We start from the raw sequence: 18,987 nt of genomic DNA, 5'->3' as shown, positions 1-18,987 counted from the left end.
GACTGCATTCCAGACCCAGCATACAGGAGGCGCTTTTTTGTTTCAAACCTCAAATTAATTCATTACAGGAATGGCTCTTTCTATTAATTATCCGCTATATGCTGTTGTGCTAAAAACAAGGGGACCGGAGACGAAAGCAGTAGTCGCAGGCGTTTGATTTTCAATAATCAGTTGATAGTTTTGCACGCCCAGAGGCGCAACATCTACCGTTTCGACATTAAGAATAATGTTGTTGTCAAAGATATTGGACTCCAGTCCGTAATATATTTCTTGCCCAGCTCTCCATATCCGTACAAGTACTCTAATGTTGCCCGCACCAACAAAACGCAAGCCTATGGATGCCTTTAATTCTACCCGGTTGTTAACAGCTCCAGGAATAGCCGGATCGATAAATACGGAAGCAGTGGCAATCCCTAGTCCGGCTGGAGAAATAGGAACCGGAAGACTAATCCCATTGGTAATAGGTGTGATGACAGTAGCATTATAATCCAAAACGGTTTTGGCCATTATAAGTCACTCCTTCTTTGAATATACTATATTGTATGTACTAGAGTTAAGGGTGCTTGGACTAAAATAGTGGACAACATGAACAAGTTCTACAAAAACATTTTGCACTCCGATGATACTAGCTTTTTTGAACTCCTATGCTTGTATATAGTACAATATAGAGTATGCATGTGAAATGAGGAGGAAATGAAAACCATGTTGTGGCATGAAATTACAATACATACAACCGAAGAAGCCGTCGAAATGATTTCGAATTTTCTGCACGAAGCAGGTGCGGGAGGGGTTTCCATTGAAGAATCCGGTTCGCTGAACAAACCACGCGATACGTCCTACGGACAGTGGTATGATCGGCCCTTGAATGACATTCCCGAGGGACAAGCGACCATCAAGGGGTATTTTGCTGAAGAAGTGGAGATGGACGGGATCCGTGCGCAAATTGAGCCACGCGTCGAAGAGTTGAGAACATTCGATATTGATCCCGGCGAGGTTCGGTATGAGCTGAAAACGGTCAACGAGGATGATTGGGCGAATGCCTGGAAGCAATATTTCAAGCCTTTGCGTGTGTCGGGTCGTCTAACGATCAAACCTACTTGGGAAGCCTATGAGCCTGCCAGTGAAGATGAAAAAATTATTGAACTGGACCCCGGCATGGCCTTTGGCACCGGAACGCATCCCACAACATCACTTTGCCTGAGAGCGCTGGAATCAGTGATTAAGGGTGGAGAAGAAGTTATTGATGTGGGCACAGGCTCCGGCATTTTGGCGATTGGAGCCGTGCAACTGGGAGCGAAGCATGTACTGGCACTGGACCTTGATCCCGTAGCGGTATCCAGTGCGCGGGAAAATACCCATCTGAACGGACTGGAGGATCGCATTACTATTAAAGAGAGCGATCTGTTGTCTGTACTGAATGCGAGCGATCCGACACTGGGTATCCAGTTGCCAGTCAAGCTGGTGGTCGCTAATATTTTGGCCGAAATTATTCTGCTGTTTATTGATGATGTGTACAAGGCTCTGGAGCCAGGTGGTATTTATATCGCTTCAGGGATTTGGAAGAACAAAGAAGAGGTTGTCGAAAACGCATTGAAGGCGGCTGGCTTCGACATTGCCGAAACGTGCCGGGATGAGGATTGGCTGGCGTTTGTGGCGAGAAAGAGGTAACCATGGATTTTTTACAAAGTATTTTTCGTGTGAATTTAAATGTTCTTCCATTTTACTTGCTGGCTGTGATCATATCTTTTACGGTGCATGAGTTTGCACATGCGTATTATGCCAATAAATTTGGCGACCCCACAGCCAAGCTGCTTGGGCGCGTGACTCTAAATCCGGCCGTGCATATTGATCTGCTGGGTACGCTGTTGCTGCTGATCGGGGGCTTTGGCTGGGCCAAGCCTGTTCCGGTTAACCGTGACAATTTTAGCCGTCCGCGCCTCATGGGCATTATTGTTTCGGCTGCCGGTCCGCTGAGTAATCTGCTGCTTGCATTTGTCACTACATTGATCTATGCCACGCTCCTTCATTTTCAAGTGCTCCCAGGTATGGAGAATCAGCGGGTGGCTCAGGCGATCTATTTATTTATCAATGCACTGATCAATTTGAATCTGTTTTTGTTTATCTTTAACTTGATTCCACTGCCTCCGCTGGATGGATACCGCATTGTGGAAGATGTAGCTCCAACTCCTGTGCGCCGTAAGCTTCAGCAGTTTGAACAGTGGTCTATCTTTATTTTTCTGCTTATACTGGTCATTCCGCAGGTTCGGGCTGTAACGATTGAACCTCTTTACACCTTGGCCCAATTGATCTATATACAGTTTTTGCAGTTCTCTTTTTACATCACCGGATTATTTGGAGCCTAACGGCTCCTTTTTTGCGGGTATGGACAGTAGTATAACAATTGAAGCAGCAACACACTGGTCATGCGGGCGCAAAAGATGATATGATGGTGCTTGGTGATTTATTCGGATATTGTACAGAAAGCCAATGGATAACAGTTATTTTCAGAATAGGTGTGAGAGACAATGCAGCGTTATTTTATTCCGGCAGAGCAGTTTCTGGAAGACCATGTGATCGTGGCGGGTGAGGATGCGCGACATATTGCCAAGGTCATGCGCGGTCGTAGTGGTGACAAAATTATAGTCAGTGACGGGATATCAAGGGAAGCGCTGGCTGCGCTGGATACGATAGAACAAGATCGTGTGACGGCGACGATCGTCGAGCCGCTGGAGATGACCTCCGAACCGCATGTGCAGGTCACCATTGCCCAAAGTCTCCCCAAGGGAGACAAGATGGAGACTGTTATGCAAAAATGTACAGAAATCGGAGCAGCGGGGTTTGTACCGTTTTTGTCCGAGCGTACGGTCGTGCAGTATGATGTCAAAAAGGAAGGCAAGCGACTGGAGCGCTGGCGCAAGATTGTGAAGGAAGCGGCTGAGCAAAGTCACCGTAACCGGATTCCGGAAATTAGCGCGCCGATGACGTGGAAGGAGCTGCTGGCTTCTTTTTCACAGTATGATTTGATATGCTATTGTTATGAAAAAGAGCAGGGGCGGCAGCTACGAGACGTGATTCGGCCTTTGGCAGGACAATGGACGTCGATGGACAAGCCGCGTGTTCTGCTAGTAGTGGGTCCGGAAGGCGGCTTCAGCGAAGCGGAGAGTCTGGAGGCCGAGCAGGCCGGAGCGCAGTCTACGGGGCTGGGAAGACGCATTTTGCGTGCGGAAACCGCAGGTATGGCTGCATTGGCTTGCATTTTATATGAGTCAGGAGAAATGGGAGGGGTTTAACATGCCGTCAGTGGCATTTTACACATTGGGTTGTAAGGTAAACTTTTATGATACAGAAGCGATTTGGCAACTGTTCAAAAATGAAGGCTATGAGCAGGTAGATTTTGATGAGCAGACAGCTGACGTCTACCTTATTAATACGTGCACCGTTACGAATACCGGCGATAAAAAGAGTCGTCAGATCATTCGCCGTGCGATTCGTCGGAACCCAGATGCCATTGTGGCAGTGACGGGCTGTTACGCTCAAACTTCTCCTGCTGAAATCATGGATATCCCCGGTGTCGATCTCGTTATTGGTACACAGGATCGGGACAAAATTATTCCGTTTGTACAGGAGATTCAAGAGTCGCGTCAACCTGTGAATGCTGTGCGCAATATTATGAAAACGCGTGTGTTCGAGGAAATGGACGTACCTGATTTTGCTAACCACACACGTGCGTTTTTGAAAATTCAGGACGGCTGCAACAATTTCTGCACCTTCTGCATCATTCCGTGGTCGCGTGGTTTGTCCCGCAGCCGCGATGCCGCGAGCATTATGGCTCAGGCGCGTCAACTGGTGCATGCGGGCTACAAGGAAATTGTGCTCACAGGCATTCATACAGGCGGTTATGGTGACGACATGGACAATTATGACCTGTCCGATCTGCTGTGGGATCTGGAGAAGGTGGAAGGGCTGGAGCGTATCCGTATCAGCTCGATTGAAGCCAGCCAGATAGATGAAAAAATGCTTGATGTGCTGAATCGTTCCACCAAGCTGGTACGTCATTTTCACATACCGCTTCAAGCGGGAGACGACACTGTGTTGAAACGGATGCGCCGTAAATACACAACCGAAGAGTTTTACAATAAAATGCTCATGATTCGCAAGGCGATGCCGGATGTGGCGATTACGACAGATGTTATTGTTGGCTTCCCTGGGGAGACGGACGAAATGTACCGCAACGGCTATGAGCTGATGAAAAAAATCGGCTTCTCGGAAATGCATGTGTTTCCTTATTCCAAGCGCAGTGGCACACCTGCGGCACGTATGGAGGATCAGGTGGACGAGGACGTGAAAAATGCACGTGTGCATGAGCTGATTGATCTGTCGGAGCAAATGCAGTTGGCTTATGCAGAGAAGTTTGTCGGTCAGGTGCTGGAGGTCATTCCGGAAGTTGCGCCGAAAGGGACCGAAGATAGCGGCATGCTTCACGGTTACAGTGACAATTACATTCAACTGGTGTTTGAAGGTTCTAAGGATCTGGTGGGCAAGGTGTGCCGCGTGAAGCTGACGAAGGCGGGCGTTAATGAAAGTGAAGGCCAATTGGTCCGTGTGCTGGAGAATGGACTGCAAACAGCCCTATAATAACTAAAAAAAGCCTGAACAGGCAATAGAGATGGCAAACAAGGATTTCGCCTTTCCTTACAGGGAGGACGGAATCCTTGTTGCGCAAGGAAAGGGGATTACAGGATGGCAGCAAAGAAGGAAATTTCCGCAGGCGGTGTTGTGTACCGTAAACAGGGGGGGCAGCTTGAAATTCAGCTGATTACCGACCGATACGGCAAGGTCTCCTTGGCTAAAGGCAAGATGGAGCCGGGAGAAACGATCGAACAGACGGCTTTGCGTGAAATTCGTGAGGAAACAGGGCTGAACGGACGGATTATCCAGCATGTAGATATGATTGCTTATACGTATCAGCATCCTGAATTTGGGGAAGTGGACAAGGAAGTTCATTATTATCTCGTAGAGGCACTGGATGGGGATTTACAGGCACAGATTGAAGAAATTAAAGGTGTTGCGTGGCATACGCCTGAGGAAGCATGGCGTCTCCAGCGCCAAGGCGGATATGACAACAATGATGTCACTTTGAGCAAGGCGCTGTCCATGCTTGGAATTAACGTTTGATGATGTTGGGAGACATACGATTCTCCAAACGTGTCCATACAGGTAAATAGCAGACTGGCAAGACAAGCAGAGAGCTGATCACGTTAAACAGGGTTTGGGCATGAGCGACCTTGGCTCCCGGCTCGGCGGATATCCAGGCGGCTGCCATTTCCAGCCCGGGGATCAGCGGCATAAACAGCAACGCCCCGCCTACGTTCAGCAGTACATGGGACCAGGCCACAAATTTGCCGGATACGCTGCCGCCAACAGCGGCAATCAGCGCGGTTACACAGGTGCCGACATTGGAGCCGATAACGATGGCGATACCTACATCCGCTGGCAAAGCTCCCGTAGCCGCAAGACTGATCGCCATGCCAATAACGGCGGCGCTGCTGTGAACCAGTGCGGTCAGGCATGCTCCGGCGGCGAAGGCCCACCACATGTTGGCTGCGGCGTGGTCAAGAAACCAGCGGAACAGCCCGGCCTGCTCAATCCAAGGGCCGACTGTTTGCATCACTCGGATACCCGCAAGGATCAGCGAAAATCCGGCAAAGGCGAGGCTGATATATTGTACAGCCTGTGATCGGCTGAGTTGATTGGAGCTGGATGGTGGCCCGGCAGACGCATACTGGCGGCTGGAGACAGCCTCGCCCCACATGATGGCGGCACTCCAGCAAAGCAGCGAGCCGCAGAGCAGCGGAACAGCCAGTTTGCCTAGCTGGAGCCCCATCAGCTCGGTGGTCAGACAGGTACCAATATTGGTGCCGAGGATAATGCCGAGCGTGCGGCCGTAGGTCAACAGCCCGGCGTTGACCAGTCCGATGGTCAGTACCGTTACAGCGGTGCTGCTTTGCAGCAGGGCGGTAATACCTGAGCTGAACAGCATGCCCCGCCAAGGGGAAACGGTGGCCCGGTTCAGCCAGCGCGTGAGGAAGGGGCCCGCCAAATGCCGGAGGGCCGCTTCCATCAGCTTCATCCCGCCCAAAAAAATAAGCAGCCCGCCGCACAGCGGCAAAATAACATGAATAAACACGGACATTAGCCCCTTTTCTAAAGGTATTTTATGTTGGTGACTGAGGCGCTTCGCAGCTCATTTGATCTTACGAATCCTTAAAATCATGATATTTTTTTGAGTTACTTTTAGCGTGAACCGAAGCATACCGATTCTTTCACAGTAACGCTAAAGCGCTTATGTAACAGCCTATGATCTGTCGAGGACAGCCATGACAAGCATGACCGAGCTGTTTTTTAGGAAAACGAAAATTTTTATAGAACTTCACAAGCTTTAAAATGTAACGTCGATATAAAGGCGGGCAGTAGCGTAGCGGTTCATTTGAATCTGAAGAAGCGTAGCGTTCGCCTTTGCAGGGGGATTCTTACCATTAAATCATTTATAAAATTCAGAGAATCCCCCTGCAACAGCGATCGTAAGATCAAATGAACCGCGGAGCCGCGCCCCATCGAACACCACATTTTTAAGGACTTTGAGTAATCCAAGAATGGGAGTGAAAGACTTTGCCTTCAGTAATATTGGAACGCAGCCGCAAAAAAAGGCTGGAGCACGCGCACCCCTGGGTGTTTAAAAATGAAATAGCCAAGGTGGAGGGTGAACCGGAGGCAGGTGATCTGGTCAATATCGTAAACCATCAGGGCCGTTATTTAGCGACGGGTTACTATAATCCAGCCTCACAAATTACGGTGCGTGTGATGTCCTACGAGCCGCTGGAAGCGATGGATCAAAGCTTTTTTGCCAAACGCTTCCGCGATTGTCTGGAGCACCGTGAACGTTTTGTGACCGGGGGAGACGCGTATCGGCTGGTATACGGCGAGGCTGATTTTTTACCCGGGCTGATTGTAGACCGTTTTGGCGACGTGTTGGTTGTACAATTATTAACGCTCGGCATGGATCGCCGCAGGGATGAAATCAGGGATGCACTCGTTGAAGTGATTGGCCCTGTCGGTATATATGAGCGCAGTGATGTATCCATCCGTGAGCTGGAAGGACTGGAACAGACCAAAGGGCCTTTATATGGCGACTGCCCGCGTCATGTCGTGGTAACGGAAAATGGTTTGCGTATCAAGGTCGATATTGTAGAGGGCCAAAAGACAGGCTATTTCTTCGACCAGCGTGAGAATCGTGCGGCGATTGCTCCACTGATGACGGGCTGGGGAGGACGCAGCGGAATTACGCTGCAGGAAGTAGCAGCAGAGCAGGGTGACGCTGGCACAGCGGTCATGAAGCCTGTGAACAAAAGCGGCAAGGTTGTGGAGTTCCCATTCTGGGATGGTGCAACCGTGCTGGAGTGCTTTTCACATACGGGAAGCTTTACGCTTAATGCCTGCAAATACGGTGCTAAAAAAGTAACCTGTCTTGATATTTCCGAGCACGCAATTGAAAGCGCACGGGATAATGTCAAGCTGAACGGTTTTGAGGAACGCGTCGAGTTTGTCGTGGACGATGCTTTCCAATATTTGCGCAATCAGGTTAAAGGCGCAGAGGAACGCACCGCGCGGGCAGGGGGAAAGGGAGATACTTCCAAGCCACTCACAGCAGGGGGCGGACGTACCTTTGATGTAGTTATTCTTGATCCACCAGCCTTTGCGAAAACAAAGAATGCGGTCAAAGGAGCTACGCGGGGATATAAGGATATAAATCTGCACGGGATGAAGCTGGTCAATGAGGGCGGCTATTTAGTGACTGCGAGCTGCTCATTCCATATGCGGCCGGAGCTGTTTCTGGACACGATTAAAGAAGCTGCGGCAGATGCCGGAAAAATCCTCCGTCTGGTGGATTGGAGAGCGGCTGGCAAAGATCATCCCCAAATTCTGGGTGTGGAGGAAGGCCATTATTTGAAATTCGCTATTTTTGAGGTGCGTAGCCGGACACAACTGTAGAATTCATACACAGTTAACCGCCTTTTGGTAGCGGAATAAGTAGATTAGGCTCGTTTTATCCATAAAACAGTCCTGTAGAGAAGGCATGCACCAAGCCAAACCTGCGGGACTGTTTATTTTTTGAGGGAGGATAAAATGCTACAAGATGGCAAACGTACGTTCTTTTCTCCCTTGCCTCATATGCTATACTGTTTAATAGATTGTTGTTCGTTGGAAAGGAGGCCGCATCATGTCGGTCCGTTTGTTAATTGGCCGCTCAGGCAGTGGAAAAAGCACGTTAATCCGTCGTGAAATGACGGCTATGCTACGCAAGGAACCGCTAGGTAAGCCTATGCTGTTGCTTGTGCCGGAGCAATCGTCATTTGCTTCCGAGCATGCGCTGCTTACAGAAGCCGGAAACGGTATTCAGGGGACGGTGCGTGCACAGGTCATGGGATTTCATCGTCTTGCCTATTTGGTCATGCAGGAAACCGGGGGTTCGGCGCTGGTACCTGTGACGGAGGAAGGCAAGAAGATGCTTTTATATAAAATTATTCGTCGTCGCAAGGATGAACTGAGTTTATTTAAGGATTCGGGAGACCAGTTGGGCTTTGTAGATCGGTTAAATACGCTGTTTACGGAGCTGAAGCAGTACGGGAATGATACCCGGCCTGTACCGGAGCAACTGGAGAGAATGAATGCGGCGGGGGAATCGACTCCGATTTTGCGCGGCAAGCTCAAGGATATCAGTCTGATCTATGAGGATTTTGAAAGAGAGCTGGCGCTTAAATATATTGACGGCGAGGATACGCTGCGTATGCTGGCGGAGCAGATTGCTGAGTCGTCCATTGTACGTGGAGCGGATATTTGGATGGATGGCTACCGCAGGTTTACGCCGCATGAATACAAGGTGGTTGAGCAGCTTATGCTACACGCTTCTTCGTTGACGGTCGCGCTGACCTGCAATCGCAGCTACGAAAGTGGACAGCTTCCGCATGAGCTGGATTTGTTTCATCCTTCGGCGGCTACCTATGTAAAGCTTAAAGGGATGGCGGATGAGCTGATGATGGAGACGCAGACACAACTGTTGCGCCCTGATCCGCTTCCGAGATTTAAGGGCCGTCCGGCGTTGGCGTATCTGGAGGCAGATTTTGAACGTCGCGCAGGGCATCGGAATCAGGAACGACCTATGCGTCAGCAGCAGATGCGGGAGCAATGGAAAGACAAGCAGCCAGAAGAAATCAAACTGTATGCGGCAGCGAACCGACGTGTGGAACTGGAGGGTGCAGTGCGCGAAATGCGCCGTCTGGCCCGGGATGAGGGGGCACGTTATCGGGAAATGGCGCTGTTTGTACGCCAGATTGAGGATTATGAGCCGTGGGTGGAGCCGATATTTATGCAATATGAGGTTCCGGTGTTTCTGGATCAGCGCAGAAGCGTATTGCATCATCCCTTGGTGGAATTGATTCGGGCTTCGCTGGATATCGTCCAGCGGCGTTGGCGGTACGAGGATGTATTTCGTGCGGTCAAAACGGATCTGCTGTTGCCACAGGATGGACGGGTCAGCCGCGAGGATATGGACCGTCTGGAAAACTATGCATTGGCCTGTGGGATACAGGGCAGCCGCTGGACAGACGGACGGCCTTGGCAGGCGGTACCCAGCCTTTCGCTGGAGCTGGAGGAACAGGAGCGAAATCGTCAACGGGACGAAACACTAGATCTAATGGAGCTGTGCCGCGATGTGATCGTGACGCCTTTACGTGCGTTTGAGAAACGTCTGGGTAAGGCTCGTACTGCACTTGAGAAGTGTGAAGCGGTGTACTTGTTGCTGGAGGATGCGGAAATTGGGCATAAGCTGGATGAATTGATCCATCAGGCTGAGGAAGCGGGAAATCCCGAGCAGGCGAAGGAGCATCGTCAGGTATGGGATGCGGTGCTTGAACTGTTGGATCAGATCGTCGAAATGATGGGTGACGAGAAGTTGGACACTTCTTTGTTTGCAGGTGTGCTGGAAACGGGGCTGATAGAATACCGCATGGGTCTTGTTCCTCCAGCTCTGGATCAGGTGCTGGTCGGAAACACAGACCGTACACGTATAGCGGGAATTCAGCATACCTTTGTGCTGGGTATGAATGAAGGTGTGATGCCGGCTGTATTTCATGAAGACGGTGTGCTGAATGAGCAGGAACGGACCGCCTTGAATGAACGGGGCGTGGAACTGGCGCCGGATATGACAAGACGTCTGCTGGATGAACGTTTTCTTGCGTATACGGCGCTCACGTCAGCCGGAAGCAGTCTGTGGATGAGCTACGCTGTGACCGACGAAGAGGGCAAGTCGTTGTTGCCGTCAGAGTTAGTACGGCATGTCCGTCAACTGTTCCCTGCTCTGGAAGAGCACCCGTTGGCTGCATATCCTTTGCCTCGGGACCCATGGGCAACGCAATGGGAGTATGCTTCCCATCCGTCCGAGGCATTGCCGCAGCTGATCGCGCAATTCCGGCAATGGCGGCATGGTGGAGAGATTTTATCTCCCTGGTGGGAGGTATACAACTGGTATGCGGGCCAGCAGGGGCGTGAAAAGGACAAGCTGCGTCAGTTGCTGACCTCACTTTTTTACGAAAATCATGCCGAAATGCGGAAGGAAACGAGTCGTCGTCTGTACGGCAGCAAGCTGCGTACCAGCGTATCCCGTATGGAACGTTTTGTCGCTTGTCCGTTTTCGCATTTTGCTTCCCATGGTCTTCGCTTGAAGGAGCGCCAAATGTATCGGCTAAAGGCACCGGATATCGGGCAGCTGTTCCATGCGGCGCTCGGAGAGATGGCGATGAATTTACGTAAACGAAATGTGAGCTGGGGCAGTCTCAGCACAGAGGAATGCCGACAAGAGGCGGAATCGACGGTGGAGCGTTTGGCTCCCCGCCTGCAAGGCGAGATTTTAATGAGCTCCAAGCGGTACGGGTACATTTTGCGCAAGCTGAAAGACATTGTGAGTCGGGCTTCGCTGATTTTGGGTGAGCATGCGCGTAGGGGCAGCTTTGAGCCACTGGAGCTGGAGCTGGGTTTTGGGCCGGGAGAAAAGCTTCCTCCTTTGACCTTTCGACTGGACAACGGTGTGGTGATGGAAATCGTCGGACGAATTGACCGCGTGGATGTGGCAGAGGGAGAACAAGGCTTGCTTTTACGCGTCATTGATTACAAATCCAGCCAAAAGGACCTCAAGCTGCATGAAGTGTACTATGGCTTGTCCTTGCAAATGCTCACGTACCTGGACGTGCTGCTGAATGCGGCGGAGGAATGGCTTGGCGAGACGGCTTATCCGGCAGGTACGCTGTATTTTCACGTCCACAATCCGATGTTGCAGTCGCCGAATGGTCTTAGTGCGGAACAGGCCCGTCAGGAGCTTCTAAAACGCTTCAAGATGAAAGGGCTATTGCTGGCGGATCGGGATGTGGTTGGACAAATGGACACGGCACTGGACAAGGGGTATTCCTCCATTTTGCCAGTTGCGGTAAAGGCGGACGGCAGCTTTTACAGCAGTGCGTCTGTCGCTTCGCCGGAACAGTGGGATAGCCTGCTGGCTTCGGTACGCGATAATATCCGAACGATTGGGACACGCATGACAGAGGGCGACGTGGCGATTGAACCTTATCGTATCCAGCAAGAGACGGCATGCACCTTCTGTTCTTTCAAACCTGTCTGTCAATTTGACGACAGTCTGGAGGGCAGCGGCTACAACCAATGGGGGAAACCCGACAAGGATCAGATCTGGAATCTGCTCGGTCATACACAGGAAGGGAAAGGAGGAATGAACCCATGATAAGTACATCAAGCACCAACGGCATACCCAAGCCGGAAGGTAGTATGTGGAGTGATGACCAGTGGCGTGCGATTTCCGAATCCGGCAACAACATGCTGGTAGCGGCAGCGGCGGGGTCTGGTAAAACAGCGGTGCTGGTAGAGCGCATTATTCGTAAAATCGCCGATCCCCGGCTCGGTTTCAGCGTGGATCGGCTGCTGGTAGCGACCTTTACGAAGGCTGCCGCCGCCGAAATGCGCCAACGTATCCGCGAAGCCTTGGAACGTGTGCTGGAACAGGAGCCGGATAGTGAGCATGTACGTCGCCAGCTATCGCTACTAAATCGAGCCTCGATAACGACGCTCCACTCTTTTTGTATGGAGGTCATTCGCAGGCATTATCAGGCCATTCCCCTCGATCCCGGTTTTCGGATTATGAATGAGCATGAGACGGAATTGCTGCGGCAGGAGCTGCTGGAAGAACTGTTTGAGGAAAAGTATGAGGCTAACGATGAAGGCAGCACGTTTCGCAGACTGGTGGACTGGTTTAGCGGTGAGCGTACAGATGATGCGATGTATGTGCTTGTTCAGCGCTTGTACGATTTTTCGCAAAGTCATCCCTGGCCGGAGCATTGGCTGAGGGAGACGGCAGCAGCGTTCCGTGTAGAAGATGTGGCGGCTTTGGGAGAAACTCCTTGGGTCCGCAGCATTTTGGCGGATGCGGCACTTTCGCTGCGCGGAGCAGCAAGCCTGCTGGAGCAGGCCTATGAGACGGCTATGCAGCCCGGCGGCCCTGCGCCCTATGCAGTGACGCTGCAAGAGGATGCGGCGATGGTGAAGGGACTATTGCAGGAGCTGGAGACACAGCCGTGGGCATCGCTGTATGATCACTTTCAGATTGCGGCCTTTGGCAAGCTCAAGCCGGTCAAAAAGGATCAGACCGAGCCTGCATTGCAGGAGCGGGTCAAGGCGCTCCGTGAGGCAGCCAAAAAAATGATCACGGATATGAAGGCTTCCCTGTTCGGCAGGAGGGCAGAAGCCTATTTGGAGGAACTGCATGGGGCGGCTCCTCTGATGGACGAACTGGTGGAAACCGTTATTTTATTCGGCGAACGATTTCAACAGCACAAGCAGTCCAAAGGGATGGTGGATTTCGGGGATTTGGAGCACTATTGTCTAAAAATATTACGTCATCCCGACTCCACTCCGCACAGACTGCTGCCTTCGGACGCTGCGCTCGAATACAAGGAGCAATTCGACGAGGTGCTATTGGATGAGTATCAGGATACGAATACGGTACAGGAGGATATCGTCAGACTGGTATCCTGTGAAGAACCGGGTAACCGTTTTATGGTAGGGGACGTGAAGCAGAGTATTTATCGGTTTCGGCTGGCGGAGCCGGGGCTGTTTTTGAACAAATATCAACGGTACGGCATGCAGGAACAGGAAGATGGCTTTTTAATTGATCTGGCGCGTAATTTCCGCAGTCGGGTGGAAGTTGTCGATGCGGTCAATCTGGTGTTCCGGCAAATCATGAGCGTGGATGTGGCAGAAATTGAATACGATGAACGGGCATGGTTGGCGCATGGTGCTTCCTATCCTGAGCAGACGGAAAAGGAAATGGAAAAGGATGCTACGTCCCCGTATGCACCTGAACTACTGTTAATTGATAAAGGTGGGCGCGGTCTTTCGGAGGCTCCGGAGCTGTCCGAAACGGGTGATGAGTCCGCTTTACAGGAAGGCGAAATGGCTGAGCTTGCGGAGCTGGAAACGGCACAATTGGAAGCTCGCGCAATCGCGCAACGGATTAAGGAGCTGACGGGAGATACAGGCCAACCGTTGTTGATTTATGACAAAGGGTTAAAAGCGATGCGTCCAGCAGTCTTCGGTGATATTGTCATTTTGCTCCGTTCGGCAAGCGTATGGGCACCGCTGATTGTAGAGGAACTGCGTCTTGAGGGCATTCCGGCATCCGGGGAGCAGACGACAGGCTTTTTCAAAGCAACGGAAATTGAGGTGATGCTGTCTCTGCTGCACATTATTGATAATCCGCAGCAGGACATCCCGCTGGCATCTGTGCTTCGTTCACCGATTGTAGGCTTAACCGAGGATGAGTTGGCACAAATCAGGCTGCAAAAGCCAGACGGATTATTTTATAGCGCTCTGCTGGCGGCGGCTGAGGCTGACCCTACACAGGATAGTGGAAATGGAACGTCCAGCGACATGCTGGAATTGGATCTTTTCGCTGGAGATTCGACAGATGCCTCAGATATGGATGACAGGAATAGCGGAAATACGTTGTCTGACCGACTGCGTTCGTTTTTGCACGATTTGGAAGCGTGGCGGCAGGAAGCCAGACAAGGCAGCTTGAGTGCATTGATTTGGCGTTTGCTGGAGGAAACGGGATATCTGGATTGGGTAGGTGGATTGCCTGGCGGCTCTCAACGTCAAAGTAATTTGCGGGCGCTGTATGACCGAGCGAGACAGTATGAGACTTCTACCTCTAACCGGGGCCTGTTCCGGTTTTTGACCTTTATTTCCCGTTTGCGAGAGCGAGGCGGTGATTTGGGTTCATCCAGTGGCGGTACTGAACCCGATCAGGCTGTGCGCATTATGACGATTCACAAGAGTAAAGGACTAGAATTTCCTGTTGTGTTCATCGCCGGAACGGCTAAAATGTTCAATCAGCAGGATCTGAATGCGCCGTTTCTGATGCATAAGGAGCTGGGGTTTGGTCCCAAATATGTGGAGGAACAAAATCGGGTCAGCTACCCGACGCTGCCTAATTTGGCGATCCGTCGACGCTCCCAGCTGGAGCTTCTGGCTGAAGAAATGCGGGTGCTGTACGTGGCGCTTACGCGTCCACGTGAAAAACTTATTATGACCGGAACGGTGAAGGATCTCGCTGCACGCACAGCGGGTTGGGCACGTGCCAAAGAGCATACGGAGACAGTGTTACCCGATTATATGCTGGCGGCAGGCCGCAGTTATCTGGACTGGGTAGGTCCTGCGTTGATCCGACATCCTTCTGCTGCTGTACTTAGAGAAGCGGCAGGGAATCAGGAGGGGTACTATCACAGGCTGGAATATATGCCAGGCGGGGATTGGCTATTCAGAATCATAGCTTCGGAGAGTCTTTCCGGCTCTCGTTTGAATTTGGACTCTGACGAGGAGATCGTTAATGAAGAGCGTCAGGAGAAGACGGAAGCATTGAAAAATGCCGAGCCGATCGATACAAGGAGGCTCTCATCCGACTCCGCATCGGTTAGTCCAACGGATATTACAACAAGGGTTGATTCAGATATTGCCACTGCGCTTTCCTGGTCCTATCCGTATGAACGGGCAAGCAAGACGGCGGCGAATACAACGGTCACCGAAATGAAAAGATGGCTGGCGATGCAAGAAGCTGGATCGGAGGATTGGCTGAATCTGTCTTCTTTCCAGGTAGCGGAGTTACCAGAGGAGATGGAAGATTCTCAGACTGGGGGAAATCGACTACACTTGCGCAGACCCAAATTTATGGGCAATCGGCGATTGACGCCGACGGAACGTGGAACGGTGTACCATACGTTGTTTCTCCATTTGCTGCTGGATGGTGTGATGAGCGCCGAGGTGATTGAGGAAACGAAGGCTCGTCTGTTAAACCAGCGCTTATTACTGGATGTTCAGGCGGAGGCATTAGATACGGATAAAATATTGCGCTTTTTCACCGGCGAGTTGGGTCGCAGATTGCTGGAGGCATCCCACGTTCAGCGTGAGCTTCCGTTCACCTATACGATAGGAGCCGCTGATTTTTGGAGCCACAGCTTGCCGTCGATGTTGTCTGCACAGGAAATAGAGCCAGGGCCTGAGCAACAGGAGGAAAACATGACGTCAGAGCCTGGTCACGATGACAGAGTGCTGATGAATGGGATTATTGACTGCCTGTTTGAAGGGCCAGAAGGGCTGGTTTTGCTTGATTACAAAACAGACCGGGTTTCCGAATATAGGACGGTGTCTCATTTAACGGAGCAATATCGTTTTCAACTGGAGCTGTACGCCCATGTGATCGAAGATATTACAGGTCAAAGGGTTGCTGAAAAGTGGTTGTATTTTCTGGAGGCTGGGGAAAGTGTGCGATTGTAGCTATTTAAAATTTAATGGACGAAATAGATAGGGAGAGAGGAGGAACAGCATGCGGATTTTGCATACGGGAGATTGGCATTTGGGGAGAACGCTGGAAGGGCGCAGCCGTTTGAAGGAGCAGGAGGCGTTCCTGGAAGAATTGGCGAAAATGGCTGACGATCAGCAGGCGGATCTGATTATGATGGCTGGAGACGTGTACGACTCGGTCAATCCTCCAGCCGCTGCCGAGCAGCTATTTTATGAAACGTCTGCCCGTTTAACGACTGGAGGAAGACCGTTGGTCGTTATTGCGGGTAATCATGATCAGCCGGAACGGGTATCCTCAGTTACGCCGCTGGTGAGCCAGCGAGGAATTACGTTGCTGGGGCTGCCCAGCGGGGAAGCGGTGCGGATTCGCACACCGCGTACAGGAGAAATGGCGTGTATCGCAGCCTTGCCTTATCCTTCGGAGTCCCGCCTGAATGAGCTGTTGTCCGAGGACGGAGACGAAACGGTGTTGCGAGAGGCTTACAGCCGTCGTGTGGGGATGCTGATGACACAGCTCGGTACGGCTTTTCGGCCTGACACCGTTAATCTGTCCATGAGCCATATTTATGTGCTTGGCGGGCTGGAGTCGGATTCGGAGCGTCCGATTCAGGTCGGGGGCGCGTATACAGTAGATCCATCTGCACTAAGCATCGGGGCGCAATATACGGCTTTGGGGCATTTGCATCGTCCTCAATATGTGAAGGGCGATGGGCTGATGCGCTATAGCGGATCTCCGCTGGCTTATAGCTTTTCTGAAGCAGGGCAGGCCAAATCGGTCACGCTCATTGACGTGGTTGCAGGCAAGCCCGCACAGGTCGAGGAGCTGTATATTACGAGTGGACGGCCTTTAGTGAAATGGCGGGCACGGGGAGGTCTGGAAGAGGTGTATCGCTGGCTGGACGAAGGGCTGGATGCGGACGCCTTTATTGATCTGGAAATTACGCTGGAGGAAGCGATGTCTCTGGGAGATATTCAGCGGCTGCGTAAAAGCCGTGAAGGCATCATTCATATCCGTCCGATGTATCCAGAAATGGCTGCGGCGCAGTTGGAGCATCAGCGCTCAGAGTTGCCGGTTCACGAGCTGTTTCGGGCTTTTTATCAACGGCAAACGGGCGGCGCACAGCCGGATGACGGACTGGTGCAGCTATTTTTGGAGTTGGTGGAGCAGGATGATGCAAGGGACCAGCCCGAGGAGGAGGATGTATGAAACCGATTCTTCTGAAATTGGCGGGGTTGCAAAGCTACCGGGAGTCGCAGGAAATCCATTTTGGCGAATTAACCGAAACCGGGCTATTTGGAATCTTTGGCCCGACAGGCAGCGGGAAATCGACGTTGCTGGACGCGATTACGCTGGCTATGTACGGCAAGGTGGAGCGGGCGGTAAATGGGACACAAGGCATTATGAATCATGCCGAGGATACGCTGTCCGTGGCGTTTACGTTCGAGCTGATGTCAGCCCAAGGACCTCGTCGTTATCGTGTGGAGCGCCGATTCAAGCGGGCTGGAGGCGTATCGGTGAATAATACGCTTAGTCGATTTATTGCGTTCACAGAGGACGGCGAGGAAGTCCTTGCTGACAAGGTGCAGGACGTGACGCGTTGTGTGGAGGAGTATATCGGCCTGAAAATGGACGACTTTACACGTGCTGTTGTATTGCCACAGGGGAAGTTTGCCGAATTTTTATCTTTAAAGGGCAGTGAACGGAGACAGATGCTGCAGCGTTTGTTTCATTTGGAAAAGTACGGAGACCAGCTCGCACAGAAGCTGAGCCGCCGTGTGAAGGACAATGACGCTGCACTAAAAGCGTTGGAAGCGGAGCAGCAGGGGTTGGGCGATGCGGGTGCCGAAGCGCTTGAACAGGCAGAGCAGCGTCTCAAAGAGGCTTTTGCCCATGCAGAGGCCTCTCGCCACGAGCTGGAACGGGTGTCGCGCGAGACGGAAGCGCTGAACAAAATCCGTGAGCTGGTCATGGAGCGCAGCCTCCGGGCGAACGAGCTGGAACAACTGGCGGCATGGGAGCCGAACATTGCTTCGCTGGAGCGTAAGCTCCGTCAGGCCTCCGCAGCGGAGGCTTTGCTGCCTGCGCTGACGGATTGGAAGGAAGCTGCTGCTGAAGCGGATAAGCGCCGGAAGGCGGCGGAAGCAGCAGCGGTGCAGGCGACATCGGCGCAGGAGGCTGCGGTTTTGTCTGTGCAAGCCGATGAACAGGCCCGGCAGTCTCTGAGTGTAGAGGAGCCGAAGCTGTTGCTTCGAATCGATCAATTGGAGCAGGCGCTGCAACTGGAGCGTGATACGAAAGCATTGCAGACAGAACGGAACCGTCTGGCGGCAGAGCTTGCGCAGAGTGAGCAAACCCTTGCTACATATGCTGAAGGACTTGCCAAGGAACAAGAGCTGCAAGCGCGAGGATCGAAGCGGCAGCAGGAGCTTCAACAGGAATTGAAGCAAAATGAAGTGCGTGCAGATGAACGACGAATGCTTCAAGAGGCCGTGCAACGTCTTCAACAACTGGAGACGGCGGATGAGCAGCTGCGCGAAGCAGAACAGGAGTGTGTCACGCAGGAGCAACGGCTTGCCCAGGCTGACGAACGTCTGAAGCTGACGGAGCAGGAGACACTTGAGGCGGAGGTACGACGTTCCGCCCTTGCCGTGCAGGCGGCTGAGGGTATCGAGGCGCTGCTTACGCTAGAGGCAGAGATGACCGCCGATGTGTCCGCGCTGGCTGCCGAGGAAGAGCGGCTTCGCCATAAGCTTCGCGCCGAGGAGCTGGGCCGCCTCGCGCAGCACCTCGCCGCCGAGTTGCGCGAGGGCGAGCCGTGCGCGGTGTGCGGCTCGCTGCACCACCCCGCGCCCGCCGCCACCACGACCCACGGCGCGGATGCCGCCGCGCCGGACGAGCTGCACCGCCTGCGGCTAGGCTTGCAGGAGCTGCGCCTTACGCTGCGTCAGCAGCTGCACGAGCAGCGCAGCCTGCTGGCGCAGCCCACCGCCGCAGACGCCAGCGGCGCGGCC

At 52.3% G+C, this 18,987-nt stretch carries 12 protein-coding genes; 10 read left to right on the top strand and 2 right to left on the bottom strand.

Annotation, left to right across the window (positions count from 1 at the left end; translation table 11 throughout):
• Nucleotides 1–87: 87 nt before the first annotated feature.
• Entirely contained in the window at nucleotides 88–507 is a 420-nt protein-coding gene (locus E0698_RS25300; RefSeq protein WP_192513315.1) for a hypothetical protein, read from the bottom strand.
• Nucleotides 508–702: 195 nt separating this feature from the next.
• Between E0698_RS25300 and prmA the strand changes: the two genes are divergently transcribed.
• The 5 genes from prmA to E0698_RS25275 all read left to right on the top strand — a co-directional run bounded on the left by prmA (nucleotide 703) and on the right by E0698_RS25275 (nucleotide 5,175).
• Nucleotides 703–1,668: a 50S ribosomal protein L11 methyltransferase gene (prmA, locus tag E0698_RS25295; protein WP_192513314.1), complete on the top strand. Its 966-nt coding sequence runs from the start codon at nucleotides 703–705 to the stop codon at nucleotides 1,666–1,668.
• Between the two features lie 2 nt (nucleotides 1,669–1,670).
• Complete coding sequence (locus E0698_RS25290) at nucleotides 1,671–2,363, top strand: site-2 protease family protein (protein ID WP_192513313.1); 693 nt, start codon at nucleotides 1,671–1,673, stop codon at nucleotides 2,361–2,363.
• Between the two features lie 162 nt (nucleotides 2,364–2,525).
• On the top strand, nucleotides 2,526–3,290 hold the full coding sequence (locus E0698_RS25285; RefSeq protein ID WP_134913427.1) for a 16S rRNA (uracil(1498)-N(3))-methyltransferase: 765 nt from the start codon (nucleotides 2,526–2,528) through the stop codon (nucleotides 3,288–3,290).
• A gap of 1 nt (nucleotide 3,291) precedes the next feature.
• A complete protein-coding gene (gene mtaB, locus E0698_RS25280; RefSeq protein WP_192513312.1) occupies nucleotides 3,292–4,635 on the top strand; it encodes a tRNA (N(6)-L-threonylcarbamoyladenosine(37)-C(2))-methylthiotransferase MtaB in 1,344 nt (447 codons plus the stop codon).
• Nucleotides 4,636–4,740: 105 nt separating this feature from the next.
• Entirely contained in the window at nucleotides 4,741–5,175 is a 435-nt protein-coding gene (locus E0698_RS25275) for an NUDIX hydrolase (RefSeq protein ID WP_192513311.1), read from the top strand.
• On the opposite strand, the gene E0698_RS25270 is transcribed toward E0698_RS25275, so the two are convergent.
• On the bottom strand, nucleotides 5,165–6,187 hold the full coding sequence (locus E0698_RS25270; RefSeq protein ID WP_192513310.1) for a Na/Pi symporter: 1,023 nt from the start codon (nucleotides 6,185–6,187) through the stop codon (nucleotides 5,165–5,167). The two genes, E0698_RS25275 and E0698_RS25270, sit on opposite strands and share 11 nt — an antisense overlap.
• 482 nt (nucleotides 6,188–6,669) lie before the next feature.
• On the opposite strand from E0698_RS25270, the gene E0698_RS25265 reads away from it, so the two are divergent.
• The 5 genes from E0698_RS25265 to E0698_RS25245 all read left to right on the top strand — a co-directional run.
• On the top strand, nucleotides 6,670–8,049 hold the full coding sequence (locus tag E0698_RS25265) for a class I SAM-dependent rRNA methyltransferase (RefSeq protein WP_192513309.1): 1,380 nt from the start codon (nucleotides 6,670–6,672) through the stop codon (nucleotides 8,047–8,049).
• Nucleotides 8,050–8,278: 229 nt separating this feature from the next.
• Nucleotides 8,279–11,845, top strand: a complete 3,567-nt coding sequence (gene addB, locus E0698_RS25260; protein WP_192513308.1) for a helicase-exonuclease AddAB subunit AddB — start codon at nucleotides 8,279–8,281, stop codon at nucleotides 11,843–11,845.
• Entirely contained in the window at nucleotides 11,842–15,948 is a 4,107-nt protein-coding gene (gene addA / locus E0698_RS25255) for a helicase-exonuclease AddAB subunit AddA (RefSeq protein WP_192513307.1), read from the top strand. The genes addB and addA overlap by 4 nt, the downstream gene beginning before the upstream one ends.
• Nucleotides 15,949–15,997: 49 nt before the next feature.
• Entirely contained in the window at nucleotides 15,998–17,182 is a 1,185-nt protein-coding gene (locus E0698_RS25250; protein ID WP_192513306.1) for an exonuclease SbcCD subunit D, read from the top strand.
• The coding region (locus E0698_RS25245; protein ID WP_192513305.1) for an AAA family ATPase at nucleotides 17,179–18,987 on the top strand (1,809 nt) is incomplete at its 3' end. The genes E0698_RS25250 and E0698_RS25245, both read left to right, overlap by 4 nt.

It is taken from the genome of Paenibacillus sp. 23TSA30-6 (assembly GCF_014858585.1).
Lineage (GTDB): Bacteria > Bacillota > Bacilli > Paenibacillales > Paenibacillaceae > Paenibacillus.
The sequence above is the reverse complement of the archived record's forward strand: the minus strand, read 5'-3'. Positions and strand labels throughout refer to the sequence as shown.